We start from the raw sequence: 16,444 nt of genomic DNA, 5'->3' as shown, positions 1-16,444 counted from the left end.
CGCGCCGGCCCGCTCGTCGTACTCCGACCCGCTGCGCGTCCGAGATGAAAGGGTGCGGGTATGGACGGACCGGAGGAGCGGGTGCTGGCGGCGTTCGGGCTGTCGGAGCCGGCGGTGCGGTTGGCGGGTGGGCAGGGGGAGACGTGGCGCTCCGGGGCGGTTGTGCTCAAACGGGCCGATGGCGAGAGCGCGTGGCGTGGCGACGTACTGAGCGCACTGCCTGAGGCGAAGGACTTCCGCGTGCCGCGGCCGGTGCGGTCGGCGGGCGGTGAGTGGGTCGCCTTCGGGTGGGAGGCGAACGAGTTGGTAGTCGGTGCGACGGACGTCCGGCGGCAGGACGAGGTGCTGGTTGCGGCGGCCGCGTTCCACGAGGCGGTGTCGGGGTTGCCGCGGCCGGACTTCATCGATACGCGGCACGATCCTTGGTGCGACGGCGATCGGGTGGCTTGGCGGGAGGAGGCGTACGACGGGACTCCGGCGTACGCCGAACTTGTCCGGCCGCTTGTGGACGCCTGGCGGCCGGTGGAGTTGGTCTCGCAGGTGGTGCACGGGGATCTGCCCGGGAACGTGATGTTCGCCGACGGGTTGCCGCCGGCGATCATCGACTGGCCGGTGTACTGGCGCCCGACGGCATGGGCCTCGGCTGTGGCGGTCGCCGATGCGTTGTGTTGGTACGGCGCGGAGCCGGCTCTCGCGGCTCGGTGGGCGCATCTGCCCGAGTGGGGGCAGATGCTGATCCGGGCGCTGATCTACCGGATGACGACCGACGACCTGGCCGGCGGCGCCGCGACCTGGACCGCGGCCCGGCGGTCCGGCTACGCGCCGGTCATCGCGCTGGCGCTGTCGTACGCCCGTTGACCGGAGGCGGCCCGCTGGGTGCGGATGGCGAGCGGAATGGTGCCTGCGGCAAGTACTGCCAGACCGGCTCCGATCCAGCCCACCGACGAGTAGCCGGCGCCGGCGTCGAGGGCGAGGCCACCGAGCCACGGTCCGACTGTGATGCCGACGTTGAAGGCCGAGATGTTGAACGCGGCTGCCAGCGTCGGTGCGGAGCCGGCGACGCTGAACACCCGCGAGTTCACTGCCGGGTTGGTCGCGAAGCCGAACGTACCGATGCCGATCACCGCGGGCACAGCCAGCCACGGCGTACCGGTCGCCAGGGCGAGCACGACCGCGGCGGCGACGACCCCGGACAGGCTGAGGACGAGCGTACGGAACGGGCGCCGGTCAGCTGTCCGTCCGCTGATCGTGATCCCGATCAATGCGCCCACGCCGTACAGCGCGAGTACCACTGGCACCCACGCCTCGGACAGGCCGGTCGTCCCGGTCAGCAGGGGAGCGAGGTAGCTGAACACGACCAGGATCGCCCCGGTCGACAGCGCCGTCGTGCCGTACGCGAGCCACAGCTGCGGGTTCGCCATGCTGCGCACCTCGTCGCGCAGTTGCGGTACGTTCCCGGACCGGCCGCCCGGGATCGTGGCGAGTACGCCGCCGATCGCGAGCACCGACAGTACGGCGACCGCCCAGAACGCCGAGCGCCAACCGAGGTGCTGGCCGAGCAACGTACCGGCGGGCAGCCCGACGATCGTCGCGACCGTGAGGCCGCCGGCCAGGATGCTCATCGCCTTCGCGCGAGCCTCGGGCCCGGCGAGTTCGATCGCGGTGACCGAGGCGACGGCCCAGAACCCGGCGTACACGAACGCGCCGGCGACCCGGGTCGCGAGCAGGACGCCGTATGACGAGGTCAGCGCGCCGGCCACGTGGGTGAGCGCGAAGATCGTGAGGAACGCGAGCATCGCGGCGCGGCGGGACCAGCGCAGAGTGCCGACCGCGAGGATCGGGGCGCCGACGAGCATGCCGACGGCGAACGCGGAGATCAGCAGGCCGGCGGCCGGGATCGAGACGCCGAGGCCGCTCGCGATCTGGGGGAGCAGGCCGGCGAGCATCGGTTCGGACGTGCCCTGGGCGAAGATCGCCAGGCCGAGCAGATAGACAGCGCGGGGCATGAGGTCCTCTCATATTGGATCAATCGGTTCAGAATTCGTGCGGAACGAGCCGATTCGGGGGCTTGGGCTTCAGAAACTGCGAAGGGTCGCCTCGACCACGGCGCGCTGGGTTTCCGGCGCCGCGTTGCGCCGGGCAGCGACCCGCAGACCGCCGAGGACGGTGAAGACGTACTGCGCGAGCCCGGCCGCATCCTGCTCCGGGCCGAGCTCGCCGGCGGCCTGTGCCGCCTTGATCGCCGTCGTCAGCGCGACCAGCTTGACCTCGTGGTCGCGGTCCAGCAGTTCGGCGATCTCGGGATCCTTCGGGCCGAGCTCGACGATCGTGTTGATCACGAAACACCCTGCCGGGTCGTCGGGTTCCGGCTCGACCGCGGTCCAGAGGATCCGCCGGACCCGCTCTCGAATCGGAACTGTGGCGTCCTGGATGACCGCGAGCTGGACCGCCGTGAACTGCTCGGCGTAGCGGCGGAGCGCGCGGTCGAACAGGTCGCGCTTACTGCTGAAGGCGTTGTAGATGCTGCTCCGGCCGAGGCCCGTCGCCTTGCAGAGGTCCTCCGTCGACGTCGCCTCGTAGCCCGTCGTCCAGAACACCCGCATCGCGGCGTCGACGGCACGCTCCTCGTCGAAGCTCCTCGGTCTCGGCATGTTCACCACCATAGCACGTTATGGACTGATCGATCCAAAATGTTGTGAGCTCGCTGCCCCGATAGGATCTGGGGATCGAGGCGAGTGCCGCAGGCTCTTCGACACAAGAGTGGGCGCTCGCCTTCACTTGGGGGCACCGTCCAACGATGAAACTGGGGACCATAGTGAGGTTGTTCAGACCTGGGGGGCTCACGCTGGCCCTCGCGCTGGTCGCGGGCGTCACCGCCGCCGGATCGGCGGCCGCCGGAGACACCAAGACCGTCTCGTACCGCGGCTATCAAGTAACTGTTCCGTCCAGCTGGCCAGTGGTCGATCTGGCCGCGGATCCGACTGCCTGTGTACGGCTCGACCAGCCGGCCGTGTACCTCGGCCGCAGCACGGCGCAGGCCGACTGCCCGGCGCACCTGGTCGGCCGTAGCTCGGGCCTGATCCTGGAGCCGCTGACCACCGCGCAGTCGTCGAGCGACGGCCTGCTGCGGCGCACCATCACAGACGCCGGCGTGCTCGCCACGGCGTACTACGCGCCGGGCGCGGAGCAGGCCGCGAGCGACGTACTCGCCACCGGCCGCGTCGTGACGAAGACGCCGTCAGCCAAGCTCACCCAGCAGGCCGCCGTCACCCCGTCGATCGTTGCAACGGGCAACTTCGCCGGCGATGGCTTCGACGCCTGCGAAGCGCCGCCGCAGTCGACCATGGACGCCTGGCGAACGAAGTATCAGGGCGTCGGCATCTACATCAGCGGCAGTACACGTGCGTGCGCGCAGCCGAATCTGACTCCGGACTGGGTGGCGGCGAACGCTGCGAAGGGTTGGCAGTTCCTGTTGATCGACGTGGGCTTGCAGGCTCCCTGCGCGTCCTACAAGAACCTGATGTCGTCGCGCCCAGCGACGTCGTTCATCCAGGGCAAGAACGCGGCGACCAACGCGGTGGCAGCGGCTCAAGCCCTCGGCTTTACCCAGCGGAGTGCGATCTACAGCGACCTCGAGCCTTATGACTCGAACGCCGCCTGCAAGGCTGCGGTGCTTTCGTACCTGAGCGGGTGGACGCAGGAGCTCAACGCCCGTGGGTATCTCGGCGGCGCCTACGTCAACGGGACGCGCGGCGGAGCCGATCTGGTCAGTGGTTACACGAGCACGGCGTACACGCGGCCGGACAACATCTGGTTCGCGCAGTGGAACGGCAAGCCCGGCACGATCTCCGTTCCGGACGCCTACTGGAGCAATCACCAGCGCGTCCATCAGTACGCCAACGTGACTGAGACCAACGGTGGCGTGTCGATGAACATCGACAAGAACTACCTGAACCTGACTGCGCCGCCGGCGCCGGTCAGCAGCTTCAGTGTCAGTGGTGGAGTCGCGGTGGCGACGCTGCGCTGGACCAAGCCGACGAACATCACCGTCATGTTGCGGAACGCGGTCGGGTCGACTCCGCCGCCGCTGACGACCTCGGGTACGGCGGTCTACAACGGCGCGGCGAGCATCTTCACGCAGGCCGGGCTGTCCAACTCCGCCAGCTACGCCTACCGGGTGTGGACGAAGGACGCGAAGGGCAAGATCGGCCCGGGCGTCGACGTACGGCTCGTCGGCTCGAAGGCGACGATCGGGGCGAGCACGGCGTCGATCATGTACACCGGTGCGGTTACGATGTCGACGGCTGTCACGAAGTTGGACGGCAGCAAGCTGGCAGGCGCACCCGTGGTGCTGTACGCGAAGGCGAAAAATGCTTCCAAATGGGCGACAGTTGGAAGCTTCACCTCGGATGCCAACGGTGTGGTGACAACGTCGCAGAAGCCGGCGGTTTCGACGTACTACATGTGGGGCTACAACGGCGCCGCCGGTGTGCTCGGCACGCGGAGCGCCGCCGCGCTGGTGCAGGTCCACCCGGCGCTGTCGGCGTACCTGGCTCCGGCCGCGATCAGGCTCGGCGGATCGACACTGCTGTACGGCTACCTGAACCCGGCCCACGCCGGTACGACGGCGTACCTGCAGCGCCGTTCCGGTACGTCGTGGGTGGCTGTGACGACCGGGAAGCTCACCACGAACGGCAAGTACGCGTTCAGCATCAAGCCGACGGCCCGCGGCACCTACACGTACCGCGTGGTCTGGCTGGCCGATGCTGATCACCAGGGCACGCAGACCGCGTCGAAGGTGCTCGCCGTCAGCTGAGGTCGGCGGCCGCCTTGAGCGCGAGCTCGATCGCATGCGCCGCGAGCGGTGAATGCGTGCGGCCGGCCTGCCACAGCAAGAAGATCTCCCGCGGCGGGAGACCTGGCGCGAGTTCGTGCAGCGCCAGGCTCTCGTCGGGCCGGAGTACAGCGAGGCGCGGCATCAACGCCGCGCCCAGCCCGGCCCGCACCATCGCGAGCAACGCCTCGTTGCCCTCGGTGCGGAACACGAACTGCGGGCGGATGTCGCGAGCGCGCAGGAAGTCCTCGACGACGGCCTGGTGACAGATCGCCGGATGCGCGACCAGCGGCAGCCCGTCGAGCGCCGCGAGTGGGACCGGCCCGGGTTCGAAGTCGCCGGGGCGCGCGACCAGGAAGTACGGGTCGTCGAGCAGCTTGAGACCGTCGTCGTCGGTGCGGGCGTCGAAGAACATCAGGTCGAGGTGGCTGAGATCGGGGTCGTCGGTCTCCTCCTCGAACAGGCGGATGTCGCAGCCCGGATGCGCATCCCGGAGCCCACCGATGACGCGCGGCAGGAGCGTGTTCGACACGGTCTGGAACGTGCCGATGTCGATCCGGCTGTCACCCGCCCGGAACCGCTCGATCCCGTCGCGCATTTCGTCGGCGCGGCGCAGCAGGTCGCGCCCGTGCTCCAGGAGCACCGCGCCGAGCGGCGTGATCCGTACCGGTTTCGGGCCACCCGGCCGGTCGAACAGTGCGCCGCCGGCGATCTTCTCGAGCACGGCGATCTGCTGGCTCACGCTGGACTGGGTGTAGCCGAGCCGGCTCGCCGCCCGCCCGAACGATCCCTCGTCGGCGACCGCGGCCAGCGTCGCCAGGTGCCGTAGCTCGTACATGCTGGTGAGTCTATCGCTTTCGGCGATTGTCTTGATAAGAATCAATCGCTTTTCATGATCCTTCGGCGCTTCTACGGTCGTTGGCATGACTACTTACCAGGTGAACGGCATCGAACTCTGCGCCGAGACGTACGGAGATCCGACCGATCCCGCGGTGCTCCTCATCCACGGCGCCGGCGCGTCGATGATCTGGTGGGACCCGGAGCTGTGCGCGATGCTTGCGGCGCGCGGGCGGTACGTGATCCGCTACGACCAACGCGACACCGGCCGGTCGACGTCGTACCCGCTCGGCGAGCCGGGGTACGCGATGAGCGACCTGGCCGCGGACGCCGCCGGCCTGCTCGATGCCCTCGGCATCGAACGGGCGCACGTGGTGGCCCAGTCGATGTCCGGCGGTACGGCGTTGATCCTGGGTGCTGACCATCCGTCCCGGGTCTTGTCGCTGACCTTCGTCTCGACGAGCACCGGAGATGACAGCCTGCCGCCCCCGTCGATCAGGTATCTGCCCGAGCCCGACTACAACGACCCGTCGGCCGTCGAGGAGTACGTCGTACGGGCCATCGAAGCCGAGGCGGCCGGGCACTTCGACGAGGCCGCTGCCCGGAAGCTCGTCCGCGAGGACATGACCCGGGCTCGGAACTACCAGGCTTCGATGACCAACCATTTCGCGATGAACTTCGATGCTCCGGCGTACGGCGAACTGCCCATGCCGGTACTGGTGCTGCACGGCGACGCGGATCCGCTGCTGCCGCTACCGCACGGGCAGGCGGTCCATGACGCAGTGCCCGGTTCGCGTTTCGTGGTCCTGCACGGCATGGGGCACGGGCTGTCGGCGCCGTACTGGAAGACGTTCGTGGACGAGGTGACGGCGTCATGAAGTACGCGGTCTGGTTGCCGCTGTTCGACGAGTTGTCCGATCCGCGGGAGATCGCCCGGCTCGCGGCGGCGGCCGAGGAGGCGGGCTGGGACGGGTTCTTCCTGTGGGACCAGCTGTGGTGGCGGCCGCCGGTTCGTGAGGTGTCGGATCCGTGGATCACGATGAGTGCGATGGCGACCGCGACCGAACGCCTGCTGATCGGGCCGATGGTGTCGCCGATCGCCCGCCGGCGCCCGGCGAAGTTGTTGCGCGAGACAACGACCTTGGACCGGCTGTCCGGTGGGAGGTTGATCCTGGGCGTCGGGCTGGGCAGCGACCGGTTCGTGCAGGAGTACTCGAAGACCGGCGAGGAGCTGAACGATCGCGTCCGCGCGGAGCGGATGGACGAGACGCTCGACATCCTGACGGCGGGGTGGACGGGGGAGCCGGTGCATCATCACGGCAAGCACCTGGTGGTCGACGACGTCGAGTTCCTGCCGCGGCCGGTGGCCGGACGCGTACCGATCTGGCTCGCCGGGTTCCCGGGCAACGCCAAGCCGGTGCGGCGCGCCGCGCGGTACGACGGGTTCTTCCCGGTCAACCTCACCTCGCCGGAACAGCTCGCCGAGCCGGTCGCCGTACTCCGAGACGCCCGCGGCAACCTGGACGGGTACGACATCGCCGTCGCGGTGGAGCCGTCCGCCGACCCGCGCCCGTACGCCGACGCCGGAGCGACCTGGTGCCTCGTCGACGTCGACCCCGCCACGCTGCGACTTGCCGACGTACGGGCACTCGTCGCGGCTGGCCCCCCGCACTGGATAGGTGTCTAATCGAAAGGAGCGGGCGGTACGGAGGGTCGCATGGCCACAGTCAGCGGGCAGGCCGGGATCACCGAACGCACCGGATCGGCTGCGGTCGAAGTACGGCGGCGGCCCCTGGGGCAGGTGATCGGGCGGCTCCTGTCCACCACCGACCACAAGGTGATCGGCGAGCTGTACCTGGTCACGTCGTTCGCGTTCTTCCTGATCGGCGGCGTGATGGCGCTGGTGATCCGCGCCGAGCTGGCCGAGCCCGGGCTGCAGATCGTGAACGAGGAGACGTACAACCAGCTGTTCACGATGCACGGCACGATCATGCTGCTGCTGTTCGCGACGCCGCTGTTCGTCGGCTTCGCGAACGTGATCATGCCGGTGCAGATCGGGTCGCCGGACGTCGCGTTCCCGCGGCTGAACATGTTCAGCTACTGGCTGTTCCTGTTCGGCGGGCTGATCGTGATCAGTGGTTTTCTGACCCCGGGCGGTGCGGCCGACTTCGGGTGGACGGCGTACTCGCCGTTGTCGAACGGCATTCGTTCGCCGGGCGTCGGTGGTGACCTGTGGATCATGGGGCTGTGGATGGCCGGTCTCGGGACGATCCTCGGTGGCGTCAACTTCGTCACGACGATCGTCACGATGCGAGCGCCCGGGATGACGATGTTCCGGATGCCGATCTTCTGCTGGAACGTGCTGGTGACGTCGATCCTGGTGCTGATCGCGTTCCCGATCTTCGCGGCGGCGCTGCTGGTGCTGGAGGCGGACCGGACCCTCGGTGCGCACGTGTTCGACGCGGCCAACGGCGGGGCGATCCTCTGGCAGCACCTGTTCTGGTTCTTCGGGCATCCCGAGGTGTACATCATCGCGCTGCCGTTCTTCGGCATCGTCACCGAGATCCTGCCGGTCTTCAGTCGCAAGCCTGTCTTCGGGTACTACGGACTCGTCGCGGCGACGCTGACGATCGGGGCACTGTCGATCGCGGTCTGGGCACACCACATGTTCACGACCGGGGCCGTGGCGCTGCCGTTCTTCTCGTTCATGACGTTCCTGATCGCGGTGCCGACCGGGGTGAAGTTCTTCAACTGGATCGGCACGATCTGGGGCGGCTCGGTGTCGCTGGAGACGCCGATGCTGTGGTCGATCGGGTTCCTGGTGACGTTCCTGTTCGGCGGGCTGACCGGGATCATCCTGGCGTCGCCGGCCTTGGACTACCAGTTGCAGGACTCGTACTTCGTGGTCGCGCACTTCCACTACGTCGTGTTCGGGACGGTGGTGTTCGCGATGTTCGCCGGGTTCTACTTCTGGTGGCCGAAGATGACCGGGCGGATGCTCGACGAGCGGCTCGGGAAGATGCACTTCTGGTTGTTGTTCATCGGCTTCCACACGACGTTCCTGGTGCAGCACTGGCTGGGCGCGGAAGGGATGCCGCGGCGGTACGCCGACTACCGGCCGAGCGACGGCTTCACGACACTGAACCAGGTGTCCAGTGTGGGCGCGTTCGTCCTGGGTGCGTCGATGCTGCCGTTCTTCTACAACATCTACAAGTCACGCCGTAGCCCGCGGGTCGAGGTCGACGATCCGTGGGGCTGGGGCCGTTCGCTGGAGTGGGCGACGAGTTGCCCGCCGCCGCGGCACAACTTCGTGTCGCTGCCCCGGATCCGGTCCGAGTCACCGGCCTTCGACCTGCACCATCCGGAGTACGCGATCACCGCGCACCGGCAGAATTTGGAGCTCTGACAGGGTTCAGCGGAGGCGCTCCAGCAGGCGGGTGAGCGCTTGCTGGGTCTGCTGCGGCGGGGGACTGCTGGAGGCGAGCATTTCCAGGGCTTGCGTGTACGCCTCGACGTCGTCGCGCTTGTCCAGGTAGAGCGCGCTGGTCAGGTGTTCGAGGTACACGATGTCGGGGAGGTCGCGCTGCGGGAAGCGGAGCAGGCTGAACGCTCCGCCGGTGGCGGCGTGGCCGGAGCTCTCGAGCGGGATGATCTGGACGGTGACGTTCGGGCGCTCGACGGCCTCGCGGAGGGCGTCGAGCTGGCTTCGCAGCACCTCGACGCCGCCGATCGGCCGGTGCAGCACGGCCTCCTCGATGACGGCCCACAACCGGAGCGGCGGCTCACGATCAAGCGCGCGCTGCCGCCGGGTCCGGAGCGCGACCAGCCGCTCGATCTCGCTGTCGGTGCGGGTGCCGCTCGGGGCCAGCTGCGCGACGGCCCGCGCGTAGTCGGTGGTCTGCAGCAGGCCGGGGACGAACTGGATCTCGTACGTCCGGATCAGCTCGGCGGTCGCCTCGAGCCCGAGGTACGCGTCGAACCACTCCGGGGTGACGTCACCGTACCGATGCCACCACCCCGGATCGTTGGCCTCGCGCGCGAGGCTGAGCAGCCGGTCCCGCTCCCGTGCATCGTGCACGCCGTACAACGTCAGCAGATCCGAGACGTCCCGCTCCTTGAACCCCACCCGCCCCAACTCGAGCCGGCTGATCTTCGACTCCGAGGCCCGGATCGCCCACCCCGCATCCGTCCGCGTGACCCCGGCCCGCTCACGCAACTCCCGCAGATGACCACCGAGCATCATCCGCAACGCAGTAGGCCCCACCACACTCCGCCCCGCCATGCCCCAAGCCTACATCATTATCGAACAAATGTTCCCATGCGATCGAACCCTCCTGAGTGCTGTCTTGTGATGTCTCAAGACATCGGTGTCCCCGTTGATGATTGCGGCTACACAGGCGCATGCTGTGGCCGTGAACAAGGTTTCGCTGACGGCGCCGACCCCGGCGTTCGGGGAGCGGGTCGTGGGCGCGGCGGCGATCGCGTTGGTAGCGTCGTTGGTCATTCAGAATGCTGTGTTCGTCTGGACCCGTCCGTCCGGCTACGGCGACCCGATCGAGAAGGTGCTCGCCTGGCACGCGGTTCACCGGGGCGTGGTCGCGATCGCGGTCGGCTCAGAGGCGCTGAACCTGCCGCTGCTGCTGGTGTTCGTGACCGGTTTCCACGGGCTGGTCGGGCGTCGCGGGGGTGCGGGCGCCGACTGGTCGCGCCTCGCGGTGGCCGCAGGCGCGACTACCGCGGCGGTCTTCGCGCTCTACGCCGTGCTGTGGGACGGAGTCGTATTGTCCGCCGGCGGGCTCGCCGAGCCGAGCCCGCTGTTCAAGCTCGTCTGGCAGTTGCATGCAGGCGCCTTCGCTCTGGCGCTGTCGGCGCTCGGCACCACCTTCATCGGCGCTGCGCTGGCGGCGCATGCGAGTCGGCTGGCGGCGCCGTGGCAGCGTGTGCTCGGCGTGGCCGGGGGAGGCCTGGCGATCGCCGCCGGGGTGGCCAACCTCGCGATCGCTGACGGCTCGCCGATCCTGTTAGTGGGGCTACTCGGCTACGCCGCCTGGCTGGTGTGGCTGCTGGTGACCGGGGTACGCCTGGTTCTGATGCCCAGGAAGGTCGGCGCTGCCTAGGAACGGTTCCCGCCACGCGGCAGCGCCGATACACAGACTGCGTCAATCTGGGCGACCGAAGTGACACGACCGCTCATCGGCAGCTCCGGAAAGACATGCCTTGCACGCCGGGCCCGAAGAAGTGCCACCACGAAGTGCCCCTGAAGCGTCACCGATGTCTTGAGACATGACACCTGAGTGCTGTCTGCGTTGACCCGCTCGGGCCGAAACCGGGTTGACGGTGGACGGGGGTGGCCGTTGCGATGGGGCGCGTGAGTTCCCGTCCCCGCAAGATCCACGCCGACCAGGCCGACATCGACACACCCCTCGTCCGCGAGCTGGTGGCTGGTCAGTTTCCGCATTGGGCCGCGCTGCCAGTCGAGCCGGTGGACTCCAGCGGGTTGTGTAACGCGATCTACCGGCTCGGTTCCGACCTGTCAGTACGGGTGCCGCTCCGGCCGTCGAGCACCGACGAGGTCCGACGGGAGCAAGCGAAGCTCGCGGCACTCGCGCCGTTCCTACCAGTGGCCATCCCTTCTGTTGAGGCGATCGGGTCACCCACCGACGCGTTCCCGGGCGAGTGGTCCGTCCACCGCTGGCTCACGGGTACGCATCCCTCAGCCGACGCGCTCGCCGACCCGCGTGGGCTGGCGACGGACCTCGCGGCGTTCGTCGACGCATTCCGGCGGATCGACCTGCCGGACCGGCCGCCGGCGTACCCGGGCGAGCGCCGCACGCGCGCTCCGATGGCCTCGATGGACGCCTCGACACGGAAGGCGATCGGCGAGCTGGACGGGCTGATCGACACTCGCGCCGCGCTCGCGTCGTGGGAGGAGTCGCTCGCGGCACCGTACGACGGGCGCGAGGTGTGGGTGCACTCGGACCTGACGCCGAGCAACCTGCTCGTCTCAGATGAGGGCCGGCTGACCGCGGTGATCGACTTCGAGACCTGTGGTGTCGGCGACCCGGCGTGCGACCTGTTCCCCGCGTGGCACTTACTGCCCGCGAACCTCCGCGACGAGTTCCGTGCGGCCCTGGACGTGGACGACGCGACCTGGCTCCGGGGCCGCGGCCGCGTGTTGTCCCAGGCCGTGATCGTGTGGTCGTGCCAGAAGGACACCAACCCCGCGCTGGCGAAGTACGCACGACACGTCATCGCAGAGGTGCTCGCAGGTTCTCGGTAGGGCCTCTCAGGTCACTCCGGGAGGCAGGGCGACGGGCCGGCGCCGTAGCGGCACGCCCAGTTCGACGGCCGCTCGCTGGGCGCGGATTACGGGGGGCGGCAGCATCAGTCGCGGAGGTATTCGGCACGCCAGCGGTGGAGCGTGGGGTCGGCGGGGCTTGGGGTGCGGTCGAGTTGGATCAGGTGGAGGTCGGGGGTGGTGAAGGACTGGATGGTGGTGCGGGTGAGGGGCCAGGGTGGGCCTTGGGTTGCGGCGTCGGGTTGGTTGTCGGGGCGGGCTGCCGCGATGACCAGGAGGGTGCCGCCGGGGGCTACCAGGTCGGTGACGTGTTTGATCGCGTCGGGCTGGAGTGGGATCGGGAGGGCTTGGACGGTGTAGATCTCCACGACCAGGTCGAAGGCGCGGTGCCAGTCGGCCGGCGGGTTCAGGAGGTCCGCGACCATGTAGTGCGCGCGGGATGCCGGGTGGTTGCGGCGTGCGGTCTCGATCGCGCTGGGGGAGATGTCGAACGCGGTCGTGTCGTACCCGCGGTCGACGACCAGTTCGGCGTCCCACCCGGTGCCGGCGCCGACGATCAGCGCGGTCCGGCCGGTACCGTCGGGATGGGATTCGCTGATCCAGTCGACCAGCAGTTGATGCGCCGTACCGCGGTCCCACGGCACGACCGCCTCGCCCTCGGCCGCGGCGGCGTACAGGTTCTCGAACCAGCCGGTCGGGTCGTCGCGGTCGAGCGCCTCGCGCGCGATCCGCCGCGAGGCGACATCCGGATCCTCGGTCATTCTGTGTCCTTCACGTCAGGACCGGTGTGGATGGACCGTACGGTCTGCACGGTGTCCACGTCGGCCGGCCGTTTGTCCTCGCGGTACCGGATCACCCGGGCGAACCGCAGCGCCATCCCGGCCGGATACCGCGGTGACGTCTGCACGCCGTCGAACGCGATCTCCACCACCACCTCCGGCTTGATGAACACGACCCAGTCGTCCTGCCGTACGGCGAGTTCCTGGAACCGCTCGGTCTGCCAGCGCAGCAGCTCGTCGGTCAGCCCTTTGAACGTCTTCCCGAGCATCACGAACTCGCCGGTCTCCTCGTCCCGGGCGCCGAGGTGCAGGTTCGACAGCCAGCCCTTGCGCCGGCCGTGCCCCCATTCGGCCGCGAGCACCAGCAGGTCGAGGGTGAACGTCTGCTTGACCTTTACCCACCCGGAGCCGCGCCGGCCGGCCTCGTACGGAACGGTCAGCGACTTCACCACGACACCTTCGTGCCCGCGCCGTACGGCGTCCTCGAAGAACGCCTGCCCCGCCGCGGCGTCGTCGGTCACGAGCCGCGGGATCCGGCGCTCCTCCGGCAGCAGCTTCGACAGCCACTCGTGCCGCTCCGCCCCGGACAGCCCGAGCAGGTCCTGCCCGTCCTGATGCAGGATGTCGAAGAAGTACGGCGTCAACGGCACCGTTTCAGGGCCTGTCGCCGCACGGGTCGCGGTCCGCGAGCCGGTCACCTGGAACGGCTCCGGCCGCCCGTCGCCGCGCAATGCGATCAGCTCACCGTCGAGCACGACCTGCTGCACGTCCAAAGCAAGCACCGCGGTCACCACCTCGGGCGCCCGCGCCGTGATGTCGTCCAGCGTCCGTGTGTAGACGACCACCTCGTCGCCGTTGCGGTGTACCTGGATCCGGATCCCGTCGAGCTTCCACTCGAGCGCCGCTGGCGTACCGGTCTTCTCCAACGCCTCGGCGACGGTGGTCGCGGACTGCGCGAGCATCGGCTGCACTCCGCGTCCGACTTCCAATCCGAACTGCGCCAGCCCCGCCTCGCCCTCGGTCAGTACGGCGACCGCGACCGGCGCCGTCGCCCCGCGCAGCATCGCCGCGGCCCGGATCTTGTTCAGCGGGATGTCAGTAGCGCGTGCGACCGCGTCGGCCATCACGCCGTCGAGCGCGCCCTGCCGCAGCTCCCCGCCGACGAGCAGGCGAAGGAACTGTTGCTCTTCCGCTGTCGCCCGGCCGAACAACGCGTCGACCGCGGCCCGTCGCCGCGCCTGCACCCCGGCGCCCGACATCTCGGCCAGCTCGGCGAACGCCTGGTCCACCTCCTCGACCGTCAGCGACGGCGACTCGGCGGGCGACGGCGCCTCCATCAGCGTGCGCCAGCCGACCCCGGTTCGGCGTTGCCGGAGCTCGCCGGAAAGGTACGTCACGACGATCTCGATCTCGGCCGGCTCGGTGGCCTCGGACAACAGTCCGGCGATGAACCCGGCCTTCTGCAACCGCGACCGGGTCCCGGCCAGCGCGGCGGAGGTCTCGACCAGCTTGGTGAGCAGCATGCACCCAGTGTCACTCACCCCACCGACAGTTCCTGGCGGCTACGGAGCCGGCGGCAGCTCGTCCAGGAACGCTGCGGTTGGCGTGAAGAACAGGCAGCCGGTGGCCGCGGTGGAGAAGTCGAGCAGCCGGTCGTGGTTGCCCTCGGGAACGCCGATGAACATCCGCCGCAGCATCAGCTCGGTCACCGCCGGCGTCTTCGCGTACCCGATGAAATAGGTGCCGAACTCCTGCGTGCCGATGGTCCCGAACGGCATGTTGTCGCGCAGGATCTGCAGCTGGTTGCCGTCCTCGTCCTCGACCACGTTCAGCACGATGTGCGCGTTGCCGGGCTTCTTCGCGTCGTCCATCTCGATGTCGTCGAGCTTGCTCCGCCCGACCGCGAGCTCCTGCTGCTCGACCGTCAGCGCGTTCCACGCCTTCAGGTCGTGCAGGTACTTCTGCACGATCACGTAGCTGCCGCCGGCGAAGTCCGGGTCCTCGTCGCCGATCAGTACGGCCGCTTGCGCGTCGGATCCGGTCGGGTTCTCCGTACCGTCGACGAAGCCGAGCAGGTCGCGCATCTCGAAGTACTTGAAGCCGTGGACCTCGTCGACCACTGTCGCGGCGCCGTCGAGGCTGTTCATGATCTGACCGGCGAGCTCGAAGCACTGGTCCTGGTGCGCGGCACGGATGTGGAACAACAGATCGCCGGGCGTAGACGGCGCGCGATGCGTCTTGCCTTGCAACTCGACGAACGGGTGCAGCTCGGCGGGACGCGGTCCGCTGAACAGCCGGTCCCACGCGTCCGATCCGATGCTGGTCACACACGACAGGTTGCCCGCTGGTACGCGGAACCCGACCGAGCGCACGAGCCCGCTCAGCCGCTCGAGCAGGTCGCGCGTACGGCCCTCGCCGCCGGCCTTGATCTGCACGACCAGGAAGATGGCCGAACCGCTCAACGGCATCAGCACGGACTGCGGCAGCGCGTCCGTCTCGCGATCCGTCCCCGGCGTCGGTTCTGTAACCACCGTCTGCTCCCTCCACTCCCAGTTGGCTCGATCTTCTAGAGTCCACTCATGGACCCGCAGCAGCCCGGACCACCACTACAACCGGGCCCATACTCCCAGCCGGGGCCGTACCTCCAGCCATGGGGTCAACCGGCGGCCGAGCCCCGGCCCCGCCCGGGTCCGTACCCTGCGCCGTACGTGCCACCAGAGCCGCATGTCGTCCCGGCCCCGCCTGGTACGCCGTTCCACCGCCTTGCCCGAACCCCGAAGCACACCTGGTGGCGACCCCTGGCAGGCACGGTGCTGCTCGCCGTGATGGCGGTCTGCGTGATGGTGGGCGTCGTCGTGGCCTGGGTGATCGCGCATCAGCTCGCGGTCGGTGAGTCGCCGGACCCGTTCAGTACGTCGAGCTTCTCGAGCAGCACCGAGAGCATGGCGTTCGCGTTCACGCAGCTCGGCATCGTCATGCCGGTCGTGGGCGTCGCGGCCTGGCTGGCCCAGCGCCGTCCGTACTGGAGCGTCGCGTCGGTGCTGAACCGGATCCGCTGGCGCTGGCTGCTGTGGTGTTGTCTGCCGGCGCTCGGGTACGCCGCGCTGTCGTACCTGGTGGGCCTGCTGGTGGATGCGCTGTTCCCGCCGGCGGACGCGATCGGCAACTCGGGCGGCGCGTGGATCGGTTTCGGAGCGTTCGCCGCACCGGCTCTGGTCATTCTGGTCCTGGTGCCGTTCCAGTCGACGGCGGAGGAGTTCGTGTTCCGCGGCTGGTTGATCCAGGCGGTCGGCGCGTACGGCCCGGACGCTGCGGACGGCAAGGCGCCGTGGTTGCGACGGCTGTTCAGGACGCCGTGGCCGGGCATCGTGATCAGTGCAGTGGCGTTCGTATCGGTCCACGGGTACACCGGCTGGGCGATGGCCGACATCTTCCTGTTCGGGCTCGTTCTCGGCTGGCTCGCGGTCCGGACCGGGGGACTGGAGTCGGGGATCGCGCTGCACGTGATGAACAACCTGGTCGCGTTTTTGTTGCCTGCGGCAATGGGTTACGGCGACCAGTGGAACCAGCAGGGCGGCGCCCCCTGGACCCTGCTCGCGAGCGACGTGGTGTGCCTCGGTGTATACGCAATGGTGATCGACCGGCTGGCGCGTAGACGGGCGATCGCGCGCGTGAGCTGAAACCGCGCGAGAACTG

15 protein-coding genes are annotated in these 16,444 nt (G+C 68.9%); 8 read left to right on the top strand and 7 right to left on the bottom strand.

Annotated elements, in window-relative coordinates; translation table 11 throughout:
• Positions 1-60 precede the first annotated feature (60 nt).
• Positions 61-858, top strand: coding sequence for a TIGR02569 family protein (locus ACFYRU_RS21415; RefSeq protein ID WP_387661611.1), 798 nt, complete (start codon positions 61-63; stop codon positions 856-858).
• Here ACFYRU_RS21415 and ACFYRU_RS21410 read toward each other — a convergent pair.
• Together ACFYRU_RS21410 and ACFYRU_RS21405 are read right to left on the bottom strand one after the other, a co-directional pair.
• Positions 816-2,006 (bottom strand): Cmx/CmrA family chloramphenicol efflux MFS transporter, encoded by a 1,191-nt coding sequence (locus ACFYRU_RS21410; RefSeq protein ID WP_387661609.1) that lies wholly within the window; start codon positions 2,004-2,006, stop codon positions 816-818. The genes ACFYRU_RS21415 and ACFYRU_RS21410 overlap by 43 nt on opposite strands.
• Positions 2,007-2,075: 69 nt before the next feature.
• Positions 2,076-2,651: a TetR/AcrR family transcriptional regulator gene (locus ACFYRU_RS21405; protein ID WP_387661607.1), complete on the bottom strand. Its 576-nt coding sequence runs from the start codon at positions 2,649-2,651 to the stop codon at positions 2,076-2,078.
• Positions 2,652-2,821: 170 nt separating this feature from the next.
• Here ACFYRU_RS21405 and ACFYRU_RS21400 point away from each other — a divergent pair, with 170 nt between their 5' ends.
• Complete coding sequence (locus ACFYRU_RS21400; protein ID WP_387661605.1) at positions 2,822-4,816, top strand: glycoside hydrolase domain-containing protein; 1,995 nt, start codon at positions 2,822-2,824, stop codon at positions 4,814-4,816.
• On the opposite strand, the gene ACFYRU_RS21395 is transcribed toward ACFYRU_RS21400, so the two are convergent.
• On the bottom strand, positions 4,809-5,672 hold the full coding sequence (locus tag ACFYRU_RS21395; RefSeq protein WP_387661603.1) for a LysR family transcriptional regulator: 864 nt from the start codon (positions 5,670-5,672) through the stop codon (positions 4,809-4,811). The genes ACFYRU_RS21400 and ACFYRU_RS21395 overlap by 8 nt on opposite strands.
• Positions 5,673-5,757: 85 nt before the next feature.
• On the opposite strand from ACFYRU_RS21395, the gene ACFYRU_RS21390 reads away from it, so the two are divergent.
• The 3 genes from ACFYRU_RS21390 to ctaD are packed head-to-tail and all read left to right on the top strand — an operon-like array spanning position 5,758 to position 9,077.
• Positions 5,758-6,549 carry an alpha/beta fold hydrolase gene (locus ACFYRU_RS21390; RefSeq protein ID WP_387661601.1) on the top strand — a complete coding sequence of 264 codons (792 nt, stop codon included), beginning with the start codon at positions 5,758-5,760 and terminating at the stop codon, positions 6,547-6,549.
• Positions 6,546-7,358, top strand: a complete 813-nt coding sequence (locus ACFYRU_RS21385) for an LLM class flavin-dependent oxidoreductase (protein WP_387661599.1) — start codon at positions 6,546-6,548, stop codon at positions 7,356-7,358. The genes ACFYRU_RS21390 and ACFYRU_RS21385 overlap by 4 nt, the downstream gene beginning before the upstream one ends.
• A gap of 30 nt (positions 7,359-7,388) precedes the next feature.
• Entirely contained in the window at positions 7,389-9,077 is a 1,689-nt protein-coding gene (gene ctaD / locus ACFYRU_RS21380) for a cytochrome c oxidase subunit I (protein ID WP_387661597.1), read from the top strand.
• A gap of 6 nt (positions 9,078-9,083) precedes the next feature.
• Here the strand turns inward: ctaD and ACFYRU_RS21375 are convergent, their stop codons facing one another.
• Positions 9,084-9,953, bottom strand: a complete 870-nt coding sequence (locus ACFYRU_RS21375) for a helix-turn-helix domain-containing protein (protein WP_387661595.1) — start codon at positions 9,951-9,953, stop codon at positions 9,084-9,086.
• A gap of 130 nt (positions 9,954-10,083) precedes the next feature.
• Here ACFYRU_RS21375 and ACFYRU_RS21370 point away from each other — a divergent pair, with 130 nt between their 5' ends.
• Positions 10,084-10,788 (top strand): hypothetical protein, encoded by a 705-nt coding sequence (locus tag ACFYRU_RS21370; RefSeq protein ID WP_387661594.1) that lies wholly within the window; start codon positions 10,084-10,086, stop codon positions 10,786-10,788.
• A 251-nt stretch (positions 10,789-11,039) separates the two neighbouring features.
• Positions 11,040-11,951 carry an aminoglycoside phosphotransferase family protein gene (locus ACFYRU_RS21365; RefSeq protein WP_387661592.1) on the top strand — a complete coding sequence of 304 codons (912 nt, stop codon included), beginning with the start codon at positions 11,040-11,042 and terminating at the stop codon, positions 11,949-11,951.
• Positions 11,952-12,055: 104 nt separating this feature from the next.
• On the opposite strand, the gene ACFYRU_RS21360 is transcribed toward ACFYRU_RS21365, so the two are convergent.
• From ACFYRU_RS21360 to ACFYRU_RS21350, 3 genes are read right to left on the bottom strand one after another with little or no spacing between them, the layout of a single operon-like run.
• On the bottom strand, positions 12,056-12,730 hold the full coding sequence (locus ACFYRU_RS21360) for a class I SAM-dependent methyltransferase (RefSeq protein WP_387661590.1): 675 nt from the start codon (positions 12,728-12,730) through the stop codon (positions 12,056-12,058).
• Positions 12,727-14,289, bottom strand: coding sequence for an ATP-dependent DNA ligase (locus tag ACFYRU_RS21355; protein ID WP_387661589.1), 1,563 nt, complete (start codon positions 14,287-14,289; stop codon positions 12,727-12,729). Before ACFYRU_RS21355 ends, ACFYRU_RS21360 begins: the two co-directional genes overlap by 4 nt.
• Positions 14,290-14,310: 21 nt before the next feature.
• A complete protein-coding gene (locus ACFYRU_RS21350) occupies positions 14,311-15,279 on the bottom strand; it encodes a Dyp-type peroxidase (protein WP_387661587.1) in 969 nt (322 codons plus the stop codon).
• Between the two features lie 177 nt (positions 15,280-15,456).
• On the opposite strand from ACFYRU_RS21350, the gene ACFYRU_RS21345 reads away from it, so the two are divergent.
• Complete coding sequence (locus tag ACFYRU_RS21345) at positions 15,457-16,428, top strand: CPBP family intramembrane glutamic endopeptidase (protein WP_387661585.1); 972 nt, start codon at positions 15,457-15,459, stop codon at positions 16,426-16,428.
• Positions 16,429-16,444 lie beyond the last annotated feature (16 nt).

Origin of the sequence: Kribbella sp. NPDC004536 (genome assembly GCF_042873835.1) — a bacterium.
Lineage (GTDB): Bacteria > Actinomycetota > Actinomycetes > Propionibacteriales > Kribbellaceae > Kribbella.
The sequence above is the reverse complement of the archived record's forward strand: the minus strand, read 5'-3'. Positions and strand labels throughout refer to the sequence as shown.

Coding starts and splice junctions, on each gene's coding strand:
- ACFYRU_RS21375 (WP_387661595.1), bottom strand. CDS start 9,953: ATGGCGGGGCGGAGTGTGGTGGGGCCTACTGCGTTGCGGATGATGCTC.
- ACFYRU_RS21390 (WP_387661601.1), top strand. CDS start 5,758: ATGACTACTTACCAGGTGAACGGCATCGAACTCTGCGCCGAGACGTAC.
- ACFYRU_RS21385 (WP_387661599.1), top strand. CDS start 6,546: ATGAAGTACGCGGTCTGGTTGCCGCTGTTCGACGAGTTGTCCGATCCG.
- ACFYRU_RS21395 (WP_387661603.1), bottom strand. CDS start 5,672: ATGTACGAGCTACGGCACCTGGCGACGCTGGCCGCGGTCGCCGACGAG.
- ACFYRU_RS21405 (WP_387661607.1), bottom strand. CDS start 2,651: ATGCCGAGACCGAGGAGCTTCGACGAGGAGCGTGCCGTCGACGCCGCG.
- ACFYRU_RS21410 (WP_387661609.1), bottom strand. CDS start 2,006: ATGCCCCGCGCTGTCTATCTGCTCGGCCTGGCGATCTTCGCCCAGGGC.
- ctaD (WP_387661597.1), top strand. CDS start 7,389: ATGGCCACAGTCAGCGGGCAGGCCGGGATCACCGAACGCACCGGATCG.
- ACFYRU_RS21415 (WP_387661611.1), top strand. CDS start 61: ATGGACGGACCGGAGGAGCGGGTGCTGGCGGCGTTCGGGCTGTCGGAG.
- ACFYRU_RS21360 (WP_387661590.1), bottom strand. CDS start 12,730: ATGACCGAGGATCCGGATGTCGCCTCGCGGCGGATCGCGCGCGAGGCG.